Consider the following 24,028-nt stretch of genomic DNA (forward strand, 5'->3'; position numbering starts at 1 on the left):
CACACCCTGCGTATGAGCGCTTGTTAGCCGCGTAAACTTGAAGGTTCATATGTCCCGTAAGCTTATATTTTCGCTTCCAAATATTCTTACTTACGGCCGTATTGCTGCTGTGCCAGCTCTGGCTGTGTGTTTCTATTTCCCAACCCACACTGCCCGTTGGATTGCATTGAGTATCTTCTTCATAGCTGCAATCACAGATTTCTTTGACGGCTACCTCGCCAGAATTTGGCAGCAACAGTCCGCTCTCGGTCGCATGCTGGACCCAATTGCCGACAAACTTCTTGTTTCTGTTTGTCTCCTAATATTGGCATGGGACCAGACAATCGGAAACTGGTCCATCTTTGCCGCTATCATCATTCTTTGCCGAGAAATCCTTGTTTCCGGCTTGCGTGAGTTCCTTGCTGAGCTTCGTGTATCAGTCCCTGTTACCAAACTGGCTAAATGGAAAACCACTGTCCAACTCGTTGCCTTGGGCTTTTTGCTCGCAGGTGATGCTGGCGATGTTGTTTTCCCCTACACCACATCAACTGGTATAGTGCTACTTTGGGTCGCAGCGATTTTGACCCTATATACGGGGTATGACTACTTCCGCGCCGGAATTGGCCATCTGATTGAAGACTAATTCCTGTAAAAGACAAGGCTTCCACAAAAAGGAAGCCATACAATACCGGGGCTCAATCTCATGAAAATTCGTTACTTTGCTTGGCTGCGTGAGCGCACTGGAACCTCTGAGGAAACCATTGAGCTTCCAGAAACTGTTAAAACCGCAGGCGAATTGATGAGTTGGCTCGCAGCTCGTGATGAAGGCTATGCATTTGCCTTCGAACAACCAGAAACCATTCGCATTGCAGTCAATCAGGAACACGTGGAAGAAGATCACGTTTTGTCTGGAACTGAAGAAGTTGCATTCTTCCCGCCAATGACAGGCGGTTGAGGAACACCTTCCCTCCAGCATATCTCAAAGTCTGCGAGTACCATGTCAAACAGCACCACCACAGAATTTACAGTCCGCGTTCAAGCTGAAGATTTTGACGTTTTAGCAGAAACCGAAATCCTCACCAAAGGCCGTAAGGATGTCGGAGCTATCGTTACCTTCACCGGTCTTTGCCGCGATGAAGGCGGTACGCTTGAAGCTCTAGAGCTAGAACATTACCCAGGCATGGCCGAAGCTCAAATCTCTAAGTTTGCGCAGCAAGCCGTTGAACGTTGGCCTCTGACAGGCCTCACGATCATTCATCGTTTTGGCAAAATTCCTCCAGGCGACAACATTGTTTTGGTCATAGCAACCAGCTCTCATCGTCGAGCCGCCTTCGAAGCTTCTGACTTCCTAATGGACTTCCTGAAAACTCAGGCACCATTTTGGAAGAAAGAGCATCTCAAAGAGGCATCCGAGGGAACTTGGGTCGAGGCCAAGGCAGTTGATGATGCCGATGCAGCGCGCTGGGACGAGCAGAAAACCAAATAGCTCTCCAGCATTCCAGAAACATGCAGCACGCAACAATGAACTGGCACTTGCCTTGACATAGCCATGTTTGCCAGTTCAAATAGAAACTAATTTGAGTTTATTAGGTCGCAATCGCGGCCTCTTACCTTTTTTGCACCCAACAAACAGGTCTCTGATGTCTGCAGTTTCTGATCTGCAGCATGAGCGAGCACCTCATCCTGGGCTTTCCTTATGGGAAATTGTCAGCCTTGTTGCAGCGCTTATGGCGCTGAACGCGGTTGCGACGTCAATGATGCTCCCGGCTCTTCCGGCCATGAGCGCTGCATTGTCTGTCGCCGACAATGATCGCCAATTGGTGATCACAGCCTACATGCTTGGTCTCGCTTTTGCTTCTCTCTTTTTCGGTCCGCTTTCGGATACGATTGGTCGCCGAACCACGTTGCTGATCGGCCTCAGCCTGTACATCATTGGCGGAGTGTATTCGACATTCGCTGTAAGCTATGAGCACATGCTCGCAGCTCGAGCCCTTCAGGGTATAGGAGCTGCAGCGCCGCGCGTCGCATCCATTTCAATGATCCGGGACTGGTACAGCGGTCGTCAAATGGGTAAGGTGATGTCTCTGGTCATGGTAGCTTTCCAGATTGCCCCCGTGATTGCTCCATTTCTCGGACAGATCGTCTTGTGGGTCGCTCCTTGGCAAGGCGTGTTCGCTGCCCTAACTCTGTTTGGAGTGCTCCTGTTGGTCTGGTGTTCGATGCGCCTTCCTGAGAGCCTCGACCCCGTGAATCAGCGCCCGTTGGAATTACGTTCTGTCCTCAGTGCATATCGGTTAGCCCTCACCACTCGTGTGACTGTTGGCTACATGATGGCCATGACATTCATCTTTGCCTGCCTGTTCGCATTCATCAATTCTGCACAGCAAGTCTTCATGGAACGCTTTGCGCTCGCTGACCTGTTCCCAATCGTGTTTGCAGCAATCTCAATCGCAATGGCCCTTTCCTCCTACCTGAATTCACAAATGGTGGAGAAGTATGGCCTCAGAAAAATGTCGCATATGGCATTACTTGGCTTTACCGCAACTTCTGTTTTGACAGCAGCAATTGCCTACAGTGGTAATCTGACCATCGTGACATTCATAGCAATTCAATCACTGGCAATGTTCTTCTTCGGCTTCATCGGCCCGAACTTCAACACCATGGCAATGGAACCATTGGGGCGCGTTGCAGGCGCTGGCTCGGCAATGATAGGCTTCATCACCACATTGATCGGAGCCCTGCTCGGTGCTGGCATTGGCAAGCTGTACAATGGGACCGAACTGCCCCTCGTCTATGGTGTCGCCTTGTTCTCGATCCTTGGCTTGATCTGCGTGCTGATCACAGAAAACGGCAAACTCTTCAAACCGCAGCACGAACAACAGCTCGCAACCGAATAAAACGAGAAAGCCCGCCACTCAGTCAGAGCAGCGGGCTTTGAATTTTCATGCGGCGAAGAAATCAGCTTGCAACAAGCAACTCTTCTTTCGCAGGCTGTACAGCAGCCATGTAATCCTCGATCATCAGCTTCGTAATATCGCCCGGAACAAAACTGTGCGGTCCGATTTCAGAAACCGGTGTCACTTCAGCAGCAGACCCAGTCAGGAAGCACTGTTCAAAGCCTTCCATCTCTTCAGGCATGATACGACGTTCAATCACTTCGATACCACGAGCACGTGCCAGATCAATCACAGTACGGCGTGTGATACCATCAAGGAAACAATCTGCAATCGGCGTATGGATTGTTCCATCTTTGATAAAGAATACGTTGGCACCAGTCGCTTCAGCAACGCGGCCCTGCCAGTCCAGCATCAAAGCATCGGAATACCCTTTTGCTTCTGCTGCATGCTTGGAGATTGTGCAGATCATGTACAAACCAGCTGCCTTCGACTTGAACGGCGCAGTCTTTGGATCAGGGCGACGATATTCTGCCAGATCCAGACGAATACCCTTCAAGCGCTCTTCTGGAGAGAAGTAGCTTGGCCACTCCCAGGCAGCAATCGCCAGATGGATGGTGTTGGACTGAGCTGAAATGCCCATCATCTCACTGCCGCGCCAGGCAACCGGACGCAGGTAAGCGTCTGTCAGGTTGTTCTCAGTCAGCATCTGTTTACACGCACCGTTAATCTGCTCTTCGCTCCACGGAATAGTGAAGCCCAGAACCTCTGCAGAAGCATGTAAGCGCTTGGTGTGTTCTTCCAGCTTGAAGATCTCGCCGCCATAGGCGCGTTGACCTTCGAACACACTGCTTCCGTAGTGCAATCCATGCGTGAGCACGTGCACCTTGGCCTCTGACCACGGAACAATTTTTCCATCCAACCAGATTGAGCCTTCTAGTTGATCAAAGGGTATACCCGCCATTTCTCTTCTCCATATGGCGAACAATTCACGGTGCAGGCAAGGCAAGGACTTGCCAGTCAAGGTGTGTTCTAGCTAAATCAATGAGTTTATAAAGGATAGGTATACAGAGCAGCCGTATTACAACTACAGATGATCAATACCTACCCACGACGTAAAACCGCTGAAGAAATAAATTTTTCAACTATTGCGCACATGCGACGTGTTGAGTTCTTTCCTTTCTTCAGCGATGAGTAACTTGTAACTATCATTCTGAAATAAGTCAACATGACTGACGTATTTTTTGTGAGATTAAAAAATAGGCAGTTATCCGGGACAGGAAATGAATAAAAAAGACAGCGATTCACCACGGTTTGACCTTATTGAACTGTTTTTCTTCGCTTATCGCGATTTTACGGGTGATCCGGATGTGCTTCTCGATGAGCTGGGTTTTGGTCGTGCCCATCACCGTGTTCTTCATTTTGTGCACAGAAACCCCGGAATCAGAGTCTCTGACCTGCTCGACATTTTAAAAATCACGAAGCAAAGTTTAGGACGTGTTTTGAAACAGTTGGTGGATGATGACTTCATTTGTCAGGAACCAGGAGCGTTGGACCGCCGTCAGCGCCTGCTATATACCACTGAAAAAGGTACAGAATTTTGTGCCCGACTATCCAAACTCCAGTCCCAACGTATTAATAAGGCGATCTCCATGATGCCAGATGGCAGTGATGAGATTGTCCGCCAGTTTTTATATCTTATGATTGATGAGAATGATCGCAGCGAAGTTGCCCGTCTCATCACCAAACAAACAGATTGAGGAATTACCGTGGCCCGCTCTGCTCTTCTGGAAGATGATGCACCTCACATTCTCCTGATTGATGATGACAGCCGTATCCGCGACCTGCTCCAAAGGTTTCTCGGAGAAAGCGGCTTTCGGGTAACCGTCGCAAGAGACGCAGTAGAAGCCCGCCGCAGATTATCCGGCCTGGAGTTCGACCTACTCATTTTGGACGTCATGATGCCAGGCGAAAGCGGAATTGAGCTCGCAAAAGACCTGCGCCGTTCCAAAGCTGTCCCCATCCTCATGCTCACAGCCCGCTCCGATATTGAAGATCGGATTGAAGGACTGGAAGCTGGCGTCGACGATTATGTTTCAAAACCGTTTGAACCACGCGAATTACTCCTTAGAATTTCCGCCATTCTCCGCAGAGGTGGCCCAAAGCCAAAAATGAAACTCGAAGTATTGGCGTTCGGCCCGTTTCAATACAATGCAGAACGCGGTGAACTAAAACGCAATGACGAACATGTCCGTCTGACTGATCGGGAAAAACAAATCCTCAACACCTTCGCGGAGAAGCCTGGTCAAACTGTAGCACGAACTGACCTTGTCGGAGCAGATGCTGCACTTGGCGAGCGCACAATCGACGTTCAGGTGAACCGCTTGAGAAGAAAGATTGAGGAAGACCCCGGCAATCCCCTATACCTGCAGACCGTGCGTGGGATAGGTTATCGGCTTATTACCAACTAGCTGCCATTATAGCAGCCAGCGCACAGGCGAGCAGCGAGAGGACAATGGGCTTATCAGACCGGTTCACACTTCCACAATGGATCAGAACGCTTTTAAAGCCCTACTTCGCGGTGACCAGCTGGCTGCATTATCGGCTTCCGAAGGGCCTTTATGTCCGTGCTCTGCTGATCATCGTTATCCCCTTCCTGATCCTGCAATCAGTCCTCGCTTTCGTTTTCATGGAGCGCCACTACGATCTCGTAACCAAGCGCTTGTCTGAAGCCGTAGTCCGACAGATTGCAGCTGTTGTCGATATGACAGAAACCTACAATCACGACGACAATTACGCGACACTGAAGCAAATCAGTGCTGGAGCTCTGGGCCTGTCTGTAACAGTGCTACCCAAAGAGCCGCTCCCGCCACCAAAACCGAAGCCACTCTTTGACTTGGTGGATCGGTATATGACCCGTGAGATTGCTGCGCGCATTGGCAAGCCGTTTTGGATTGATACCGTTGGAGCTTCGAAATATGTCGAAATCCGCATTCAGCTGGAAAACAAAACACTCCGTATCATTGCCCGTCGCAGCCAGACATATGCGTCGAACTCACACATCTTCATCGTCTGGATGGTCGCCACCTCTCTGGTCCTGATTATCATCGCAGTCTTGTTCCTCAGAAATCAGATCCGGCCAATCGAGCAACTGGCAGATGCTGCTGAGGAATTCGGCAAAGGCCGGCAAGTCTCCAACTTCCGCCCACATGGCGCTCGTGAAGTCCGCCGTGCCGCTCTTGCTTTCGTGGACATGCGCCGCAGAATTGAGCGCCATGTTGATCAGCGCACGACCATGCTTGCAGGCGTCAGCCATGACTTGCGAACCATCCTCACGCGGTTCCGTCTTGAGCTTGCTCTTCTTCCTCAGTCCCCTGAGGCAGATGCTCTGCGTAAAGACGTCGACGAAATGAACCGCATGCTGGAGGACTACCTTTCCTTCTCCAAAGGCTATGGTGACGAGCCGCCTGCTCCAGTCGATATCTCGCTCATGCTGGAGGATCTGGAGGTCGAGGCAGAGGTTGTTGGCGCTGATGTTGCATCCTCCTTCGATGGAGATCCACTCGTCATTGTCAAAGGCCGGGCCTTCCGGCGCTGCCTTTTGAACGTGATTTCCAATGCGGCACGCTATGGCAAGACGTTGCGCATCAAGGGCAATCGAACACCTGACTGGCTGATTATCACAGTTGATGATGACGGTCCGGGTATCCCTCGTGAAGAGCGGGAGAACGTCTTCCGTCCCTTCCACAGACTTGATACGGCCCGCAATCAGGACAGCGGTGGCTCAGGCCTCGGCCTGGCAATTGCAAGGGATATTGTGAGAAGTCATGGGGGGGAAATCTTCTTGCGCCAGTCTCCACTGGGCGGCCTGCGCGTTCGCATTCGCATTCCGATCTAGCTCACAGTGTGCACAAACACCAACAGCACCACATGGCCTTCCATGCAGTGTTGAACCAGAGTTCCCGTAAGTCGGGATGAGCAAGGCGGCAGGCAATACCTGCGCTGTTTGTTAAGTTAGTTTCTTCGGCATTAGCTACACGCCTTGCCCGGGCTTTTTATAATGAACAACGTCGCCTCTTTTGCCTATAAGGCACGATAGTCAGTTTCCTGAAAAGACAATGGCTTATCCAGACACGTTTCCATGCCCAAACAGTTCCTCCGTCTTTGACTGACACCTTCGCAAAAGCAAGTCTCCCTGCCGGTGCTCTTGTATCCGTCGCCGCGTGATACCCTATAGTCCTGGGCCCTTCCCCTCAAACCATGCGGTCACGTTTGAAGTTCGGTTCACCGGACCACTGAAAGGTGCGTTACGTCTTTCAACAGCCCAACCCAGCCTACGACAAACTGACGGTCGCTCCGCCAGCAGCCCGTTACGTAGGCATAGGTTCAGAGTATGGGAGGAATTCAGGAGGGGAATAAGTTTTTTCCCCTCACGTCATAAAGGTCCGGCAAACTTGGAGCGAACTCTAATGCATCCGTCCACCGTTAGGCACCTTGCTGTCGGGATGGAGCAAAACGATATCTCCATTCTCATCCGCTAGCCCAAGTGTCAAAACCTCAGACATAAATGGTCCGATCTGGCGCGGTGGGAAGTTCACGACAGCAATCACCTGACGGCCAACAAGTGCCTCAGGCGTATAGTGAGCAGTGATCTGAGCAGACGTTCTCTTCACGCCAATATCATCACCAAAATCAATCTTCAGTTTGTAGGCAGGTTTACGCGCCTCGGGAAAATCAACAGCTTCAACAACAGTGCCAACACGCACATCCACATTCAAAAAATCATCAATACCGATGGTTTTTGTATCTTCTTTTTGGTCCATATTCTTCTCAATAACTCAAATTACAGCGTATCTCCGAAAAGTGGAAACCGGTTTTCGGAGAAAGATACGCAAAAACAAAGGCTAAAGCAGTTCTTGTGTTTCAACTTGAATGCAAACTGGTTTAGGGGCTGGCTTCAGCCCCACCATTCGCAGCTTCAGGTGGAGGTGTGCTTTTACCTGTTGGGCGTGAAGGTCTCTGGCACAAACGTCCCAGCCCTTCAATAAAGGGAGCTGCCACTTTCTCAACGCGGCAAGCGCGGCCCATCCATTTTTCACCGTTCGCCAGCATGTCGTCAACGGCAACCATAACCTTCGGGTGTCCCGGCGCGTCATCCTCAAGCCAAACCCGAACCAACCGCTCAAAACCCAAAGCCAAAGCATTGGACATACCGACACTGCGCAAACCAAATTCTTCAATGCCTGCTGCCACCAGCATCCACTTCATCGAGCGTGTCACGAGCTTGTGCATATGCATGGCCAAAGCCGGGTCCTTCACCACTGTCTTACGGAGGTTACGGATCGCCTCTCTATGCGGTTCCATGATATCAAGCCGACACATGAGGACGTCAAACAGCCGATCACGCCGTGTTTCATCCATAAGGTCAGGATCACGCTCTTTCAGAACTTTCTGGTCAATGTCCTGCATAAAGGCTGCCAGCAGATCCAGCTTTCCATTGCAACACGCCCGCACCACCTCAATCTTCACACCAGCATTATCTGCGATCGCTGTGTAAGTGATCTCTTCAATCCTGTGTGTTTCCAGCAACTCAATAAAACTTGCGATGACTTTCTGATGGGTCTTTTCGGTGGGCATGGCACGCTCCTGTATGGCCAACACTCCAGAGCGCGTTCCGTTTGATTGGCGCCAATCAAACACTTAGAACTCGCTCCACTAAAGAAGTTAGAGTACGGAGCGTGAATGTAAATGAACGCGACCTGCTCTAACTACGCATCAACACCTAATCATACACACAGGAGCAGCACAGATACAAAGAAAAAGCCTCAGTCTAGTAACCGAGGCTTTACTTCAATATCGAGCAATTTTGGAACCTGCTGAAAGCATATCTCCGAGAAGTGGAAACCGGTTTTACGCTAAAGAGACGCGACAACAAAATCTAAAGCAGCGCGGCAGAACCTGCACAAACAGGCGCAGCTTTAGTCAGCAAGTTCTGTGGCGCGATGAGCTGCCTTTGCAACAGCCTCACTCATCAGGTTTGTCAAAGCGTCATCCCCCATCAGCACGGAAAGTGCAGCTGCTGTCGTACCACCCGGAGAGGTCACATTCTTACGCAAAACATCGGCATTCTCGGGAGATTGATGAAGCAGCTCACCAGAGCCTGCAACTGTTCCGCGGGCTAAAGCCTCTGCAAGCTCGGCATTCAGCCCCAATCGCTGACCAGCCTCGCTCATAGCCTCAACCAGATGGAACACATAGGCAGGACCGGAACCGCTGACAGCTGTTGCCAGATCAATCTGCTCCTCAGCATCCACCCAGTAAAACACGCCGATTGTTTCAAGCAGGGAGCTCATCAGAGCCTTCTGCTCATCCTGAACTTCAACCGAAGCATAACCTGCAGTCACACCTCGCCCTACCTGAGAAGGCGTATTCGGTATCACGCGCACAACAGGCTGCGCAGCTCCAAACGTATCTTTAAAACGCTTGATCGTTGTACCAGCTGCCACAGAAAGGATGATGCTGCTCTCATCTGCCACATTGGTGAGTGTTGGCAGCACAGCTTCCATCATTTGCGGTTTGATAGCCATCAGCAACACACCGGCCACAACACCTTCTGGCACGCCCTTGTGCCAGGTGATGCTGTTTGCAGTGATGGTTTCAAGTGTGTCAGATGGTGGGTTGGGGTCAACAACCACAACATGTTCAGGTGCCATACTCTGCTTCATCCAGCCAGCAAGCATGGCACCACCCATTTTGCCTGCTCCAATCAAAACAAGCGGGCGTTCATTCGTTAGTTTCATGCATCACCGGCAGTTTCAAACATCACAGTTTCCATCGCTTCCTGTGCTGTCTTGCCAGCCCACACGACAAACTGGAACGATTGATAATACCGCTCACATGAATCAAGAGAATTAGAGAATAGGACTTCTATCTGAGATGAATTGGCTTCTGCACCACCAGCCAGCAAAAGCGACTGACGGAAAATAACAACACCTTCACGACCCCAGATATCAAAATGCCCCATCCACTGCTGCTCGTTAATGAGCGCAAGCAGACGAACAATCTCATCTTTTCTGGGAGCAGGAACCTTGAGGTCGAACGCACTTGCCATATGCAGTGCTTCCAACTCTTCCATCCATGAAAAGGTTACGTGGTAATCACACCAAGTCCCTGTAACCGAAATGGAAATTTCATCATCACCAAGTCGTTCAAAGCACCAGTCATTACCGGTTGCAAGGTTTTCAATGGTATCAACCGGATTCAGGGGGCGTTCCGTGCCGAACTCAATAAGGCTCATTTCCGGTCCTCTTTCCGTTTGAGGAATGGTTTGTCTACCCACTCCGGACGGACGCGGGTCGAGTGATCATGGACCAGACACTTACGTGCTCTTGGATAGAAGCATGTACTACAAAGGAAGTTCCAGACCGGAACTGTTGATGCAGGACATCGAATCCCTTTTTTGCCAATATACCGATAGATTTGGCCTTTCCCCTATAGGGGGAATAGACAGATCATTGCGAAAATTGTGGACGACTCAATGCCGCCCACAGCATATTCACATGTAATTTTCAGCCAAACCTACGCTTTGTCTTCTGGCGCAGCTTTTTCATCTAGATCGGCAAGGCGCTTTTCTACTGCTGCAAGGCGCTCTTCAAGCTTTTCAACTTCATCAAGCGCTTTGATCGCCATGTCTTTGACTGTGTCAAACTCATCACGCGAAACCAGATCCATATCCGACATGAAACGCTCGGCCTGCGCTCGGAATGCGGTTTCTACTTCCCGCTTGGCACCTTGCGCAACACCAGCGGCATCGGTCATCAGCTTTGCAAACTCGTCAAACATACGATTTGGAGACTGGCTCATGGCGTCCTCTTTAAATTTCTCTCTCACAAACAAGTATTGGTCCGGCCCGTCAGTTTCAAGCGCTGAGAGCTGATTTGCACCCAGAACCCTAAAGAACCTGTCAGTAAGATGTCGAAAGCTTGTGTTGAACACCTGCCACAAACCACTTGACCAAATCCTTCACTTGTCGGAATGCTCGCTGAACTGAAGCGCATGAGGTTTGATAACCTCCGATCAAACACTTGCAATGCGCTCAAACAAACCGAATTAGAGTAAAGTGCGTGAAGGTCTCTGAGCGCAAGGCACTTTAATAACAGAAGGGTTTCATATGCCGCTCTTAGCAATACCTTTCCCGATGATTGATCCGGTTCTGATTGAATTCGGACCACTGGCCATCCGTTGGTATGCACTGGCATATATCGCCGGAATTCTTCTTGCATGGCGCTACATGATCGTAACCGTCCGCAACTCGCCACTCTGGAACAAGACAGCTCATCCAACAGCAACAGACATCGACGACTTCGTCATGTGGGCAACGCTCGGCATTGTTCTGGGTGGGCGCCTCGGCTACGTCCTGTTTTACAATCTGCCCTACTACCTCGCCAATCCAGCAGACATTCTGGCTGTATGGGAGGGAGGCATGGCCTTCCACGGTGGTCTGCTGGGCATGATTGTCGTGTTGATCATCTATTCCAGAGCACGTGGCCTGTCTGGTTGGACCATGTTTGATCTGGCCGCCATCGCCGCTCCAATCGGTCTCTTTTTCGGGCGTATCGCCAACTTCATCAACTCAGAGCTATGGGGCCGCCCGACAGATGTGGCATGGGCCGTTGTCTTCCCAACCGGCGGGCCAGAACCAAGACACCCAAGCCAGCTTTATGAAGCAGCGCTGGAAGGAGCACTTCTGTTCTTCGTGCTGCGCCTGTTGTCCCATCGCTTCAAACTGCTGCAAAAACCGGGCGTTCTCGCAGGCAGCTTCGCCATCGGTTATGGTCTGGCACGCACCTTCGTAGAATTCTACCGCGTACCGGATGCCCACATCGGCTACCTCGCTGGCTTCTTTACCATGGGAATGCTGTTGAGCCTGCCAATGGTTTTGATCGGCATTGTCGTCGTAATTTGGGCTCTCAAAAGAAACACGGAAATCAAAGAAGCAAAATGACCAGCTCTGCGTCCACGCCACTTCAGGAAAAAATCAAAAAACGCATCGCGGACCATGGTCCAATGACCCTCGCTGAATATATGGGCATATGCCTTTCTGATCCCGAGCATGGCTACTACATGCGCCAGCAGCCATTCGGGACGAAAGGTGATTTCACCACGGCACCAGAAATCTCACAGCTGTTTGGCGAGCTGATCGGTGCCTGGCTTATGCATCAATGGCTGTCGCAGGATTTGAAAGGCCCAGTGCATCTGGTCGAAATGGGTCCGGGCCGCGGCACTTTAATGAAAGACATCCTGCGCGTTATCTCGTTACGCCCGCAGATGCTCGCCAACATTCAGATTCACCTGGTCGAAACCAGCCCATCCTTACGCAAAGCACAGCGCAAACTGCTCAAAGCCTACACAATCAAGTGGCACGACACGCTGGAGACCATCCCGGATGGACCAACCCTGCTCGTTGCCAATGAACTTTTCGATGCTCTCCCGATCCACCAGTACCAGCTCACCGAGCAAGGCTGGCGTGAACGATGTGTTGGGCTGGATGACGACGGCAATCTGACATTTGGCATCGGCTCAGGCACTCTGTCTCCGGCTGACGTCGCCAAAGCCGGTTTGCAGGCAAAACTGGGCGATACGCTGGAGCTGTCTCCAGCCTCCACCGCAATTGCCTCACAAATCGGTCAGCGCCTCAAGGCAGACGGCGGTGCTGCTCTGCTCATAGATTATGGGTATGCAAAGACGGCCACAGGTGACACGTTTCAGGCTCTCAAGAAGCACGAGTACGTCTCCACGCTGGAACATTGCGGCGAAGCGGACTTAACCGCCCACGTCAACTTTCAGGCACTCGCCAGCGCAGCCACTGCAGAAGGGGCAAACGTGCACGGCCCAATCGGTCAGGGCGAGTTTCTCCTCGGTCTTGGACTACTGGAGCGCGCAGGACAACTTGGGACTGGCAAGTCCACACTGGATCAGGACCAGATCCGCAAGGACGTGGAGCGCCTCGCAGCCGATGACCAGATGGGCACCCTCTTCAAAGTCCTTAGCATCACCAACACCTCAGAAAAACCAATTCCTTTCCAGAATTGAACGCATCGAAACAGGGAGAAGCCAATGATTAAAGTGCCAGAGCTTGAAGCAATGCAATGCTTTTCACATGGCTTCTTCACCCGCGAAGGAGGTGTTTCCTCCGGCATCTACAAAGGCCTCAACGTCGGCCTGGGCTCAAGCGATGTCCGTGAAGACGTTCTGGAAAACCGCCGCCGCGTCGCCGATCAACTCGGCACAACACCTGAACGGATGGTTACCCCCTACCAGATCCACTCGGCCAAGGTGCTGAACGTATCTGCGCCCTTTGCTGAGGAAGATGACAGGCGCGCAGACGCTCTCGTCACCAACACTCCCGGCCTCGCCATTGGCATCCTGACCGCAGACTGCGGCCCGATCCTGTTCGCGGATCCGGACAACGGAGTTATCGGCGCAGCCCACTCAGGCTGGAAAGGCGCCGTCGATGGCATCCTGCCCAACACCGTTCAAGCCATGCAAAAACTGGGTGCAAACCCGTCGAACATCACAGCTGTGATGGGCCCGATGATCTCACAGCAGGCTTATGAGGTTGGCCCGGAGTTTGTGGTGCGCTTCCTCGAACAGTCTCAGGACAACAAGCGCTTCTTCGTTCCCTCACAAAAGCCACTGCACAGTATGTTTGATCTACCGGCTTTCATTAAAGCCCAACTGGACAAACTTGGCCTCAAAGACGTCATCGACCTCAAACTATGCACCTATGCGGATTCGGATAGGTTCTTCTCCTACCGAAGAACCACCCATAACAAAGAACCAGATTACGGACGTCAGATATCAACTATCATGTTGACCGCCTGATTGTGCTGACGGACGAGCAAGAGTAAGTTCTGTTTCACATTGCTTTGCAAACTATGGATTGGGAGAAGACCATGGCCCTGCACTTTGCACCGGAAGAATTTGCTGAGCGCCGTGTTGCTCTGGACGCCAAACTCAAAGAGCGTCATCTCGATTGCCTGCTGATCTTCGCACAGGAGAGCATGTATTGGCTGACAGGTTTTGACACCTTCGGCTACTGCTTCTTCCAGTGCTTGATCTACCGCCCCGGTGAAGAACCTATCCTTCTCACCCGCTCCGCTGATCTGCGGCAAGCCCGCAACACCTCCAACCTCAAAGACATTCGCCTCTGGATGGACGTTGCAGGCAAATCTCCGGTTGGTCAGGTAAAAGAGCTTCTGTTTGATCTCGACCTGCTCGGCACCCGCATCGGCGTAGAGTATGACACCCACGGCCTCACCGCAGCCAACGGCCGGTTGCTGGACGAATCTCTGCACTCCTTTGCAGACGTCGATGACGCTTCCGACATCATAAAGGAGCTCCGTCTGGTCAAATCGTCAACTGAGCTGGAATATGTCAGAACCGCAGGCAAACTCGCCGATGCTGCTTTCCTTGCCGGTATGGAGGAAATCAAACCCGGAGCCGACGAAGGCCGCATTCTGGCTAAGATGCAAAGCGCAGTGTTTGAAGGCGGCGGCGACTATCCGGCAAACGAATTCGTCATTGGCTCAGGCCCAGACGCCCTTCTCTGCCGCTACAAATCTGGTCGCAGAACCCTCTCAGAAAACGATCAACTCACCATCGAATGGGCGGGGGTTTACCGCCATTATCACGCTGCCTCCATCCGCACAGTTATTCTGGGTGAGCCAACGCCGCGCCATCTGGAGCTCCACCGCGCCGCAAAAGATGCCCTTCTGGCTGTTGAACAAGCCATGCAGGTGGGCAACACGTTTGGCGACCTGTTTGCTGCACACGCCAACATTCTGGATGATCGCGGCCTGATGCCACACCGCCTGAATGCCTGCGGATACTCACTTGGTGCCCGCTTCACACCAAGCTGGATGGAGCCGCCCTACATGGCTTTCAAAGAAAATGCACATGAAATTCATGAAAACATGGTGTTGTTTATGCACATGATCATCATGGATTCAGACAGCGAAACCGCTATGACTTTGGGCCAAACTTACATCACACACGCAGATGGGCCTGAAAGCTTATCACAGCTTTCTCTCGACCTCCCTGTGAAGGCAGGGTAAAGACTGCCATAATTAACCTTTACGAATCTATTGGGGCACCCCACGCTGATTCTCTGAGTGGACTTTAAGGACTGACATGCTGAAGCTCGTACTTTTACCTCGGGTATTAATCATTGCCGCTATGGCAATTCTTGCAGGCTGTGCGGCAAACCCTCTTCCCCCTTCCAGCATCGGGGACATGATTGAAACCAAGTCAGCTCCTCCGACTGTCTCTCCGGCAAAAGCAACTTTTGCATTTGAGCAGCTGACCGGACTGCCTGGCAATATTGCCGACGATCTCTCTGAGCAACTGGGGAATCGCGCAGCAGCAGCGAATCTCAACCTTGTCAGACGCGTTGGTGCACCAGCAACGTACCGAGTCAAAGGATTCTTGACCGCGGCTGGCGATCAGTACACCACCACCGTCTTCTATGTATTTGATATTATTGACGCAAATGGAAACCGTGTTCACCGGATTGATGGCCAGGAGCAAACTGGCGGCAACTCTGGCGATCCATGGGCTGATGTTTCAAGCGACGCACTGCGAAGAATTGCGACCAGAACAATTGCTTCTTTAGAAGCATGGTTACACAGCAAGTGACCTAATAAAATCAAATAGATACACGATTACGCAGCTCAGCTTTTGCAAAAAAGCTGAGCTGCTGTGCGTTCTGGCTATTGTCGGCTTAAGACGAGGTTGCTAAAAGGCGCGCAAGGCGACCTGTCAGGACGCCTTACCAGAAGAAATCGGGTTCCACCAAGGGACGCAAATTTCCACCTCACCACCGACAAATGTCACAGGGTGAGATCAAAGCCCAAGAAGGACTTGCGGGTTATGAAAATCGTCGCGGGTAACTCCAATCGCGCGCTGGCCGAGCAAATTTCAAAGTATCTTGATGTACCATTGTCGAAGTGCCAGGTTCGCCGCTTTGCAGACCAAGAAATCTACGTTGAAATCCAGGAGAACGTGCGCGGTGAGGACGTCTTTGTCATTCAGCCTACAAGCTATCCGGCAAATGACCACCTCATGGAACTGCTGATCATCATTGATGCGCTCCGCCGTTCTTCAGCACGTCGCATTACCGCAGTGGTTCCATACTTTGGCTACGCCCGTCAGGACCGTAAGTCAGCGCCTCGTACGCCAATCTCTGCGAAACTTGTTTCCAACCTGATCACCAATGCTGGTGCAGACAGAGTGCTTACACTCGATCTGCATGCTGCGCAGATTCAGGGCTTCTTCGACATCCCTACCGACAACCTTTACGGTGCGCCGGTGATGACCCGTGACATCAAAGAGCACTATGACACAACCAACGTCATGGTTGTTTCTCCGGATGTTGGCGGTGTGGTTCGTGCGCGTGCACTAGCAAAGCGCATTGAAGCTCCTCTGTCCATCGTTGATAAGCGCCGCGACAAGCCTGGTGAATCCGAAGTCATGAACATCATCGGTGATGTGAGCGGCTACGATTGTATCCTTGTGGATGACATCGTCGATTCTGGCGGAACCCTTTGCAACGCAGCAGATGCACTTCTTGCTGCTGGTGCTAAGTCCGTCACGGCCTACATCACACATGGTGTCCTCTCAGGTGGCGCAGTGGCGCGCGTTTCAGCATCCAAGCTCAAAGAACTGGTAATCACTGATTCTATCGAGCCAACGGCTGCTGTTCAGGCTGCTCCAAACATCCGCACTATTTCTATCGCCCCACTCATGGGCGAAGCGATCAACCGCACATCGCAGGAACGCTCTGTTTCCAGCCTGTTCGATTCATAACGAGCTCTAATCACGAGCTTTGAGAAACCGGGGCACGCTCCGGTTTTTCTTATTGTAGGCTCAGCAGTTGCCCTTGCTCTTTCTGGGAGTATCGGTTATACGAGCCGCGTACGTCGACACCCTTGGAGGAGGCGTGCGAAGTTGGCCGTAGTTGAGCGCAGAAATCTGTCGCTCCCGCGGCCTTACTTTTATAATCAAACTAGGAGATTCCACCATGGCAAACAGCTATGAGCTGAAAGCACAGGTGCGTGAACGGGCCGGCAAGGGGGCCGCTCGTGCAGCTCGTCGTGAAGGTCTTGTACCAGCAGTAATCTACGGCGACAAAAAAGAAGCAGTGTCTATCAGCCTGCCAATTAAAGAAGCAACCATGACCCTGCATAAGGGCGGTTTCTTGTCTCACGTCGGCACAATCGACCTGAACGGCGAAAAGACTTCTGTAATTGCAAAAGACTTCCAGCTGCATCCAGTAAAAGACACTCTGATGCACGTTGACTTCCTGCGTGTTTCTGCAAACGCTACCCTGACCGTAGAAATCCCAGTGAAGTTCCTCAACGAAGAAACTTCCCCAGGTCTTAAGCGCGGTGGTGTTATCAACGTTGTACGTCACACTGTTGAAATGACTGTTCCAGCGAACGCTATCCCAGAAGCTCTCGAAATCGATCTTGGTGAAGCTGACCTCGGTTCTTCTCAGCATATCTCTGCTGTTAAGCTCCCAGCAGGTTGTGCTCCGACCATTACAGACCGCGACTTCACAATCTCCACGATTGTTGCACCAGCAGGTCTGAAAGAAGACGACGCTTCTGAAGAAGGTGAAGGCGAAGAGTAATTCTCTAACTAGGGCTTGGGACAATACCTATGAAGCTGTTAGTCGGCCTCGGTAATCCAGGCCCTAAATACGAGAGTAATCGTCACAATATCGGGTTCATGGCGGCAGATGAAATTCATCGCCGCCATAGCTCATTCAGCCCGTGGCGGGCTCGCTTTCAGGCTCAGGTTTCTGAAGGCACTTTGGCGGGTGAAAAAGTCCTGCTGATGAAGCCAATGACCTACATGAACGAATCCGGTCGTTCCGTAGGCGAAGCACTCCGTTTCTACAAGCTCACCCCACAAGATGTTGTCGTGCTCTATGACGAGCTGGACCTGCCTCCTGCGAAGTTCCGCATGAAGAATGGCGGCGGTCACGGAGGCCACAATGGCCTGCGCTCCATCACAGCACACATCACGGATGCCTATCGCCGTGTACGCCTTGGTATTGGCCATCCCGGCCATAAAGACCGTGTACATCAATGGGTCCTGGGTGATTTTGCAAAAGCGGATCAGGAGTGGCTTGAGCCTCTTCTGGAGGCAGTTGCAGACAACGCTCCTTTGCTTGCACAACATCACGACAACCAGTTCGCCAACAAGGTGACACTGGCAACACGCCCGGAAGGCTCTGGTAAACCTTACAAAAAGGACAGCTCTCGCGAGGCTGCTGTTAAAAAGAAGCAGGACCCCGCCAAGCCTGAACCAGAAAAAAAGCCAGCTCCAAAAGCAACGGGCTATCAGGACAAAGAAGCTAACAAAAAAGGGCCGCTCGCGTCAGCGCTTGAGCAGCTGTTTGGATCGAAAGGACAAGAATAAATGGGTTTTCAGTGCGGCATCGTCGGCTTGCCTAACGTTGGTAAGTCTACCCTCTTCAACGCTCTGACGAAGACAGCAGCGGCGCAGGCAGCAAACTATCCGTTCTGCACCATTGAGCCAAACACTGGTGATGTTGCTGTGCCAGATCCACGCCAGTCCAAGATTGCAGCAATCGCTGGCTCCAAAGAGATCATCCCGACCCGCCTGACTTTCGTAGACATTGCAGGCCTCGTGCGCGGCGCGTCCAAAGGGGAAGGCCTGGGCAACCAGTTCCTCGCTAACATCCGCGAAGTAGACGCGATCGCACACGTTCTGCGCTGCTTCGAAGACGACGACATCACGCACGTTGATGGCAAGATCGATCCAATCGCTGATGCAGAAACAGTCGAAACCGAACTGATGGTTTCTGACATGGAAAGCCTCGAAAAGCGTATTGCGCCGCTCGCTAAAAAAGCGAAGTCTGGCGACAAAGACGCCAAGATGGCTCTTCCGATTATGGAACAGGCACTCGCAATTCTTCAGGATGGTAAGCCAGTGCGCGCACTTGGCCTCACCGACCCGGAAGACGTCAAACAGCTCGAAATGCTGAACCTGCTGACATCCAAGCCAGTTCTCTACGTGTGTAACGTGGAAGAAGAATCAGCAGACAAAGGCAACAGCCTGTCCGCTAAGGTTCAGGCTATGGCAGAAGAGCAAGGCGCAGCCTCCGTTGTCATCTCAGCCGCGATTGAAGCAGAAATTGCACAACTGGAAGACGAAGAGCAGCGTGAATACATGGCTGACATGGGCTTGGAAGAGCCTGGCCTAGACCGTTTGATCCGCGCAGGCTACGACCTGCTGCACCTGATCACCTACTTCACAGCTGGCCCGAAAGAAACACGCGCCTGGACCGTATCAAGAGGCACCAAAGCCCCTCAGGCTGCTGGCGTCATCCATACGGACTTTGAACGCGGCTTCATTCGCGCACAAACCATCGCTTACAACGACTACGTTGAGCTTGGCGGCGAAAACCCGGCTAAAGAAGCAGGCAAAGCACGCGACGAAGGCAAGGAATACATCGTTCAGGATGGCGATGTGCTGCTCTTCAAGTTCAACACATAAGTCTATGGCACGATCGCTATAAAGCAAAAGGCGCTCAATCGAGCGCCTTTTTTATTGAAAAATCAATGAGATAAGAATCAAATATCTAACAAAACAATCTCACTGGAAGCTTCTGCCTCCACATCAGCCACATGGACTTCTTTCACGCCCTGCGCGATCAGCTTGTCAAGAATACTTGGCTCAACGCCGCTATCCACGATCAGCATGTCTGCCTGAGCGCATGAATTAGCAACGAACCGGCTCGGAACGCCAATCTTGCTGGAGTTACACAGCACCATAGTTCGCTTGCAAGACGCCATGACGGCCCGCGCAAACTTAGCTTCCTCTTCCACGTAGTACATGAGATCCCCCTCAGTGGACAAACCGACAGGACAAATGATCCCCCAGTCCGCCTCGAGGCTCTCAACCGTACCCAGAGCAATCGGCCCCAAAGCCCCCTGCCCATCGGTATAGAGATTGCCGCCAATCACATGGATGTCTGCAGCTGTCTCAGCCCCAATCATCATTGAGGCGACCGCATACGAGTTGGTCGAAACCTTTATCTGCGGCACCTGAGCAAGATGCTGCGCCAGGATTGTCATTGTGCTTCCGGACTCAACAACCACATGGTCACCAGTCTTGAAGAACGAAGTCGCCAGCCGACCAATCGCATACTTCTCGATGTAATGGCTGCGAAGCCTTACTCGATAGGCATCCTGATCTCGTGGCATGAGGAAGCAAATAGAATTATCGAAGAGTTCAAATTCCTCACGATCCGACAACACCTTCGCCAGACTGGTGAGTTCTTCAAAATCCATTCCTAAAATATCTGCCGCAGCAGTCAATGAAATACGTCTGTGGCGCTTAACCAGATTGGCGAGAACGTCCACCATTAAGTCACTAATCATCTAAATTGGCCTAGATCCCAGATACTATTCCGGTAGTAAACAATGTTCATTTTTATCGAAAAAGATTAAAATTTATCAACTGTTCAGAAGAATGAAATCTTCGCTGTCAGCATCCTCGGAAATCGCATGAAAAACGCGCGCTTTTCTAAGATGATGATCGACTTCAGCAAAGCCTAATTCCCCATTATTATCAGTAATAAAGACATCAACACCCTGCATTGTTTGCGCGGTATAGCGGCTGGGAACGCCCAATTTGGAACTATCATTCAACATCATAGTTTTCTGCGCACTGCGCTGCATAAGCAAGCTGGTTTCAGCATCAACTTTGTGGAAGTAGCAGGCCCCTTTTTGAATACACATGCTCGTCGGGCTCAGGACGGTCCAGTCCACCTTCAGATCACGAATACGCGCCTGTGTCTCTTCCCCATGAAGCGCAGTGGTATGCGCTTCCAACCTGCCGCCAATCAACTCAACATTACATGTACGACTATGCCGGACAAGGCTCTCCGCAATCAGCGGGCTTGTCGTCGCGATGGAGAGATTTTTCTTCTCTTTCAGATGATTGGCAAAAAGGGAAAGCGTACTGCCCGCCTCAATCAGCAAACTTTCACCATCCTTAATCAGGCTGGCAGCAAGTTTGCCAATGGCATTCTTCTCGGCAAACCGAGAGTGCATGCGCACGCTGATATCACTCTCTGCAATGGCCTCATTCGAAACCAGGGAACTGCCTCGCACGCGCATGATACTGTTGTTTTCCAGGCCATCAACGGCATACAGGATCTCATCGACAGAGCAATCCAGTACAGTGGCCAGTAAGGAGAGCCGTATCGTTCTATAGCGTCGCACCAATTCGATTATGCGGACGATCACAACACAACCCTCATATACAATTTTATTTAATCTTTCATAAAATTAGTCAAATACCGTTTGAATGTAAAGCTAAGATCGATTGCCGGTGATGTCGCGTCCAAAAATCACCTCGTCACGCAGCGGTATGCCGTGCAAGCCTGTGACTGGTATTTCTGGCTTTAACTTACGTTCCTCATCAATGACGCCCTGCACCACTTTTTCTAAGCGGAAGCCACGTCTTTGATAAAACCGAAATGCATCCAGATTGTCGTTAGAGGTCCGCACCATAATCCGGCCAAGGCCTTCCTGCCGCGCAGCATCAACGGAAGCATCCAGCAGAAGCGTACCAATGCCGCCCCAGCGTTGTAGCGAATCCAGCGTAAGGATCTCCCACTCCTGCTCACGCTTGATCAACGTAATCATCCCCACAAGACGCCCTTCATCCAGAGCGAGATATCCAGGCAGACGTGAGGCGTCCACCATTTCACCATCAAGCAATTGCTCAGGACTGGTCCACCGGTTTACGAGCAGTTCAACAACCTGCTCTCGATCTTCTGGTTCAATTGCTCTTACTTGGATTGACACGAAGAAGACTCCTGTTTGGCTTCTGGCCTGACTAGATCAATATCTTTTAACATTCGCAATTCAGTGGCAGTACGTGCCTGCCAGCCAGTGCGCTGCAGTTCGGGGACTTCGTTGTTCTCACATGGGTAACCTATGCAAAGATAGGCAACAAATTTCCAATTTTCAGGAACACCAAACAACTGTCCGATACTGTCAGGATTGAGAATAGACACCCAACCGACACCAATGCCTTTTGCTCTAGCAGCAAGCCAGAGGCAATTAATTGCGCTAACACAAGAATAAGCCAGCGTCTCTGGCATAGTCTGCCGTCCGAGCCCGCCTCCCTGCGTTGGATCAAGATCACAAAATACAGCAAATTGCAGCGGAGCATCAGTCAAGCCTTGCAGCTTGAGCTTGGTATAGCTTTCTGCCCGCTCCCCTTTATAGCCCTTGAGAGCTTCAGAATTTGCCTGTTGGAAATTGAGATAAACAGCCTCGCGGTTCGCAGGTTGGCTCATCTCGATAAAACGCCACGGCTGACTGTTGCCGACGCTTGGGGAAAGATCAGTTAACCGCAAAAGCTCATCAACAGTTTCGCGATCAATAATGTCCTGCTTAAAATGGCGCACATCCCGGCGCCATTTCAAAAGCAATTCAAAATCGTGATTGAAGGCCGCAGAAAACTGCGGGCCATTCTCTACAAAGGCGTCATTCAATGACCGGGAAACTCCACCAATGTCCTGACAGGAATATCGAGTGCTTCCAGTTTTGCACGTCCTTGCAGTTCTGGCAAATCGACAATGAAGCACGCAGCCACGATGTCGGCCCCAGCGCTTCTCAGAAGCTTCACAGCAGCTTCTGCGGTCCCACCAGTCGCAATCAGGTCATCAACCAGAATAACCTTCTCACCGGGCTTTACAGCATCACAGTGGATCTCAATGGTATCGGTACCATACTCCAGCTCATATTCCTGCTCGATGGTCTTAAACGGCAGCTTACCCTTCTTACGCACTGGCAAGAAACCGGCGGAGAGCTGGTGAGCCACAGCACCACCAAGAATAAAGCCGCGCGCCTCGATACCAGCAACCTGCTCAATCTTGGAGCCAGCCCAAGGCTGTACCAGTGCATCAACCGCACGGCGGAAGGCGCGAGGATCACTCAGCAGTGTTGTGATATCGCGAAACAGAATACCTTCCTTTGGATAGTCTGGAATGGTCCGAATGGACGCAATCAGCTCCTCTGAGATACTGTTAGTTATGTCAGTCATGGTCATTTCCGCGTTTGAATTGCATAGTTTTTGTAAGAAGCCCTTCAACGAGAGCCCCATAAGCGATCTGTGCTCGATTATTTGCGCAGCACACGTCCAGCAACAGCATCAAGCTTTGCAAGCAGTGCCGGGTCTCTTTTGTCCTCAGCAGTCATAATCGCAAAATCAAGTGCCGTGTTGGAACCAACCGGGCACTGCTGGTGCTCTCTCGGCAGTTTCCGGGCAACAGCTAGGACAAGCTTCTGAGCACTTTCCACGTTCTCGTGTAGAACCTTGATGATCGCGTTGATATCTACGTTTCCGTGGTCGGCATGCCAACTGTCGTAATCCGTTACCATCGCCACAGTTGAATAACTGATTTCCGCTTCACGGGCCAGCTTGGCTTCCGGCATGTTTGTCATGCCAATAACGTCACAGCCCCAGGAGCGGTAGAGGAGGCTTTCTGCCTTGGAAGAAAACTGAGGCCCTTCCATAGCCAGATAAGTACCGCCGCGGCTATACGTAAGGCCCTCTTCTTGACAGGCACTTTCAACAACATCCACCAGCAGTGGCGAAATTGGATCAGCAACGGAGACGTGCGCCACGCAGCCTGTTCCAAAGAAGCTCTTTTCGCGCGCAAACGTACGATCGATGAACTGGTCAACAAGAACGAAAGTTCCCGGTGCATATTCCTCTTTCAAGGACCCGCAGGCGCTGACGGAAATCAGGTCTGTGACACCAGCCCGCTTAAGCACGTCAATATTTGCGCGATAATTGATCTCGGTTGGAGAGTGCACATGTCCGCGACCGTGACGAGGCAGGAAAACAACCTTCAAGCCACCAATCTCGCCGATACAAACATCATCACTTGGCTCACCCCACGGGCTTTCAATCCGTTCCCATCGGGCATTTTCAAAACCAGGGATATTGTAGAGGCCAGAACCTCCGATAATGCCCAGAACCGCCTGCATATCGCTCTCTCCGCTTTGCCTGTGTCGGCGCAACCTTACCTGATTCACTGA

General features: G+C 51.5%; 28 protein-coding genes. 16 read left to right on the forward strand and 12 right to left on the reverse strand.

Annotated features, from left to right (window positions below):
- Window positions 1-49: 49 nt before the first annotated feature.
- The 4 genes from pgsA (at window position 50) to PsAD46_RS24400 (ending at window position 2,876) form a co-directional block, all read left to right on the forward strand.
- Window positions 50-622 carry a CDP-diacylglycerol--glycerol-3-phosphate 3-phosphatidyltransferase gene (gene pgsA / locus PsAD46_RS24385; protein ID WP_057463579.1) on the forward strand — a complete coding sequence of 191 codons (573 nt, stop codon included), beginning with the start codon at window positions 50-52 and terminating at the stop codon, window positions 620-622.
- A gap of 60 nt (window positions 623-682) precedes the next feature.
- On the forward strand, window positions 683-934 hold the full coding sequence (gene moaD, locus PsAD46_RS24390) for a molybdopterin converting factor subunit 1 (protein ID WP_057463580.1): 252 nt from the start codon (window positions 683-685) through the stop codon (window positions 932-934).
- A 42-nt stretch (window positions 935-976) separates the two neighbouring features.
- Entirely contained in the window at window positions 977-1,465 is a 489-nt protein-coding gene (locus PsAD46_RS24395) for a molybdenum cofactor biosynthesis protein MoaE (protein WP_063308051.1), read from the forward strand.
- Window positions 1,466-1,619: 154 nt separating this feature from the next.
- Window positions 1,620-2,876: a multidrug effflux MFS transporter gene (locus PsAD46_RS24400; protein WP_063293976.1), complete on the forward strand. Its 1,257-nt coding sequence runs from the start codon at window positions 1,620-1,622 to the stop codon at window positions 2,874-2,876.
- Window positions 2,877-2,937: 61 nt separating this feature from the next.
- Here PsAD46_RS24400 and PsAD46_RS24405 read toward each other — a convergent pair whose 3' ends face one another.
- Window positions 2,938-3,837, reverse strand: coding sequence for a branched-chain amino acid aminotransferase (locus tag PsAD46_RS24405; protein ID WP_063293977.1), 900 nt, complete (start codon window positions 3,835-3,837; stop codon window positions 2,938-2,940).
- 319 nt (window positions 3,838-4,156) lie between these two features.
- Between PsAD46_RS24405 and PsAD46_RS24410 the strand changes: the two genes are divergently transcribed.
- The 3 genes from PsAD46_RS24410 to PsAD46_RS24420 are packed head-to-tail and all read left to right on the forward strand — an operon-like array spanning window position 4,157 to window position 6,771.
- Complete coding sequence (locus PsAD46_RS24410) at window positions 4,157-4,633, forward strand: MarR family transcriptional regulator (RefSeq protein WP_057463584.1); 477 nt, start codon at window positions 4,157-4,159, stop codon at window positions 4,631-4,633.
- 9 nt (window positions 4,634-4,642) lie between these two features.
- Window positions 4,643-5,344, forward strand: a complete 702-nt coding sequence (locus PsAD46_RS24415; RefSeq protein ID WP_063293978.1) for a response regulator transcription factor — start codon at window positions 4,643-4,645, stop codon at window positions 5,342-5,344.
- 44 nt (window positions 5,345-5,388) lie between these two features.
- Window positions 5,389-6,771, forward strand: a complete 1,383-nt coding sequence (locus PsAD46_RS24420; RefSeq protein WP_063290031.1) for an ATP-binding protein — start codon at window positions 5,389-5,391, stop codon at window positions 6,769-6,771.
- Between the two features lie 568 nt (window positions 6,772-7,339).
- Here the strand turns inward: PsAD46_RS24420 and PsAD46_RS24425 are convergent.
- The 5 genes from PsAD46_RS24425 to PsAD46_RS24445 all read right to left on the reverse strand — a co-directional run bounded on the left by PsAD46_RS24425 (window position 7,340) and on the right by PsAD46_RS24445 (window position 10,736).
- Window positions 7,340-7,696, reverse strand: a complete 357-nt coding sequence (locus PsAD46_RS24425) for a tRNA-binding protein (protein ID WP_057463587.1) — start codon at window positions 7,694-7,696, stop codon at window positions 7,340-7,342.
- A 121-nt stretch (window positions 7,697-7,817) separates the two neighbouring features.
- Complete coding sequence (locus tag PsAD46_RS24430) at window positions 7,818-8,510, reverse strand: hypothetical protein (protein ID WP_063308052.1); 693 nt, start codon at window positions 8,508-8,510, stop codon at window positions 7,818-7,820.
- Window positions 8,511-8,851: 341 nt separating this feature from the next.
- The gene (gene proC, locus PsAD46_RS24435; RefSeq protein WP_063308053.1) at window positions 8,852-9,673 is read right to left on the reverse strand and encodes a pyrroline-5-carboxylate reductase; all 822 of its coding nucleotides are present in this window, start codon (window positions 9,671-9,673) and stop codon (window positions 8,852-8,854) included.
- Entirely contained in the window at window positions 9,670-10,170 is a 501-nt protein-coding gene (locus tag PsAD46_RS24440) for a YbjN domain-containing protein (RefSeq protein ID WP_063293981.1), read from the reverse strand. Before PsAD46_RS24440 ends, proC begins: the two co-directional genes overlap by 4 nt.
- A gap of 281 nt (window positions 10,171-10,451) precedes the next feature.
- Window positions 10,452-10,736: an accessory factor UbiK family protein gene (locus tag PsAD46_RS24445; protein WP_057463662.1), complete on the reverse strand. Its 285-nt coding sequence runs from the start codon at window positions 10,734-10,736 to the stop codon at window positions 10,452-10,454.
- A gap of 307 nt (window positions 10,737-11,043) precedes the next feature.
- On the opposite strand from PsAD46_RS24445, the gene lgt reads away from it, so the two are divergent.
- The 9 genes from lgt to ychF all read left to right on the forward strand — a co-directional run bounded on the left by lgt (window position 11,044) and on the right by ychF (window position 19,460).
- Entirely contained in the window at window positions 11,044-11,877 is an 834-nt protein-coding gene (gene lgt, locus PsAD46_RS24450; protein ID WP_063293982.1) for a prolipoprotein diacylglyceryl transferase, read from the forward strand.
- Window positions 11,874-12,965, forward strand: a complete 1,092-nt coding sequence (locus tag PsAD46_RS24455) for a class I SAM-dependent methyltransferase (protein ID WP_063308054.1) — start codon at window positions 11,874-11,876, stop codon at window positions 12,963-12,965. Before lgt ends, PsAD46_RS24455 begins: the two co-directional genes overlap by 4 nt.
- Before the next feature lie 24 nt (window positions 12,966-12,989).
- A complete protein-coding gene (pgeF, locus tag PsAD46_RS24460) occupies window positions 12,990-13,757 on the forward strand; it encodes a peptidoglycan editing factor PgeF (RefSeq protein WP_063308055.1) in 768 nt (255 codons plus the stop codon).
- Between the two features lie 71 nt (window positions 13,758-13,828).
- A complete protein-coding gene (locus tag PsAD46_RS24465; RefSeq protein ID WP_193757761.1) occupies window positions 13,829-14,989 on the forward strand; it encodes a Xaa-Pro peptidase family protein in 1,161 nt (386 codons plus the stop codon).
- A 178-nt stretch (window positions 14,990-15,167) separates the two neighbouring features.
- A complete protein-coding gene (locus PsAD46_RS24470; RefSeq protein WP_208980630.1) occupies window positions 15,168-15,569 on the forward strand; it encodes a hypothetical protein in 402 nt (133 codons plus the stop codon).
- A gap of 234 nt (window positions 15,570-15,803) precedes the next feature.
- Window positions 15,804-16,739 (forward strand): ribose-phosphate pyrophosphokinase, encoded by a 936-nt coding sequence (locus PsAD46_RS24475; RefSeq protein ID WP_057463594.1) that lies wholly within the window; start codon window positions 15,804-15,806, stop codon window positions 16,737-16,739.
- A gap of 214 nt (window positions 16,740-16,953) precedes the next feature.
- Window positions 16,954-17,565, forward strand: a complete 612-nt coding sequence (locus PsAD46_RS24480; protein WP_057463595.1) for a 50S ribosomal protein L25/general stress protein Ctc — start codon at window positions 16,954-16,956, stop codon at window positions 17,563-17,565.
- A 29-nt stretch (window positions 17,566-17,594) separates the two neighbouring features.
- Window positions 17,595-18,359 (forward strand): aminoacyl-tRNA hydrolase, encoded by a 765-nt coding sequence (gene pth, locus PsAD46_RS24485; RefSeq protein ID WP_063293986.1) that lies wholly within the window; start codon window positions 17,595-17,597, stop codon window positions 18,357-18,359.
- Window positions 18,360-19,460: a redox-regulated ATPase YchF gene (gene ychF, locus PsAD46_RS24490; protein WP_063290039.1), complete on the forward strand. Its 1,101-nt coding sequence runs from the start codon at window positions 18,360-18,362 to the stop codon at window positions 19,458-19,460.
- 77 nt (window positions 19,461-19,537) lie between these two features.
- Here the strand turns inward: ychF and PsAD46_RS24495 are convergent, their stop codons facing one another.
- From PsAD46_RS24495 to PsAD46_RS24520, 6 genes are all read right to left on the reverse strand, one after another.
- Window positions 19,538-20,347 carry a DeoR/GlpR family DNA-binding transcription regulator gene (locus PsAD46_RS24495; RefSeq protein ID WP_208982014.1) on the reverse strand — a complete coding sequence of 270 codons (810 nt, stop codon included), beginning with the start codon at window positions 20,345-20,347 and terminating at the stop codon, window positions 19,538-19,540.
- Window positions 20,348-20,422: 75 nt separating this feature from the next.
- Complete coding sequence (locus PsAD46_RS24500) at window positions 20,423-21,217, reverse strand: DeoR/GlpR family DNA-binding transcription regulator (RefSeq protein WP_063293989.1); 795 nt, start codon at window positions 21,215-21,217, stop codon at window positions 20,423-20,425.
- A 69-nt stretch (window positions 21,218-21,286) separates the two neighbouring features.
- Complete coding sequence (locus PsAD46_RS24505) at window positions 21,287-21,781, reverse strand: GNAT family N-acetyltransferase (RefSeq protein ID WP_063303211.1); 495 nt, start codon at window positions 21,779-21,781, stop codon at window positions 21,287-21,289.
- Window positions 21,766-22,476, reverse strand: a complete 711-nt coding sequence (bluB, locus tag PsAD46_RS24510; protein ID WP_057463599.1) for a 5,6-dimethylbenzimidazole synthase — start codon at window positions 22,474-22,476, stop codon at window positions 21,766-21,768. The genes PsAD46_RS24505 and bluB overlap by 16 nt, the downstream gene beginning before the upstream one ends.
- On the reverse strand, window positions 22,473-23,018 hold the full coding sequence (locus tag PsAD46_RS24515) for an adenine phosphoribosyltransferase (protein ID WP_193757764.1): 546 nt from the start codon (window positions 23,016-23,018) through the stop codon (window positions 22,473-22,475). Before PsAD46_RS24515 ends, bluB begins: the two co-directional genes overlap by 4 nt.
- 86 nt (window positions 23,019-23,104) lie before the next feature.
- On the reverse strand, window positions 23,105-23,977 hold the full coding sequence (locus tag PsAD46_RS24520) for an S-methyl-5'-thioadenosine phosphorylase (RefSeq protein ID WP_063303210.1): 873 nt from the start codon (window positions 23,975-23,977) through the stop codon (window positions 23,105-23,107).
- Window positions 23,978-24,028 lie beyond the last annotated feature (51 nt).

Source organism: Pseudovibrio sp. Ad46, assembly GCF_001623065.1.
Classification (GTDB): Bacteria; Pseudomonadota; Alphaproteobacteria; order Rhizobiales; family Stappiaceae; genus Pseudovibrio.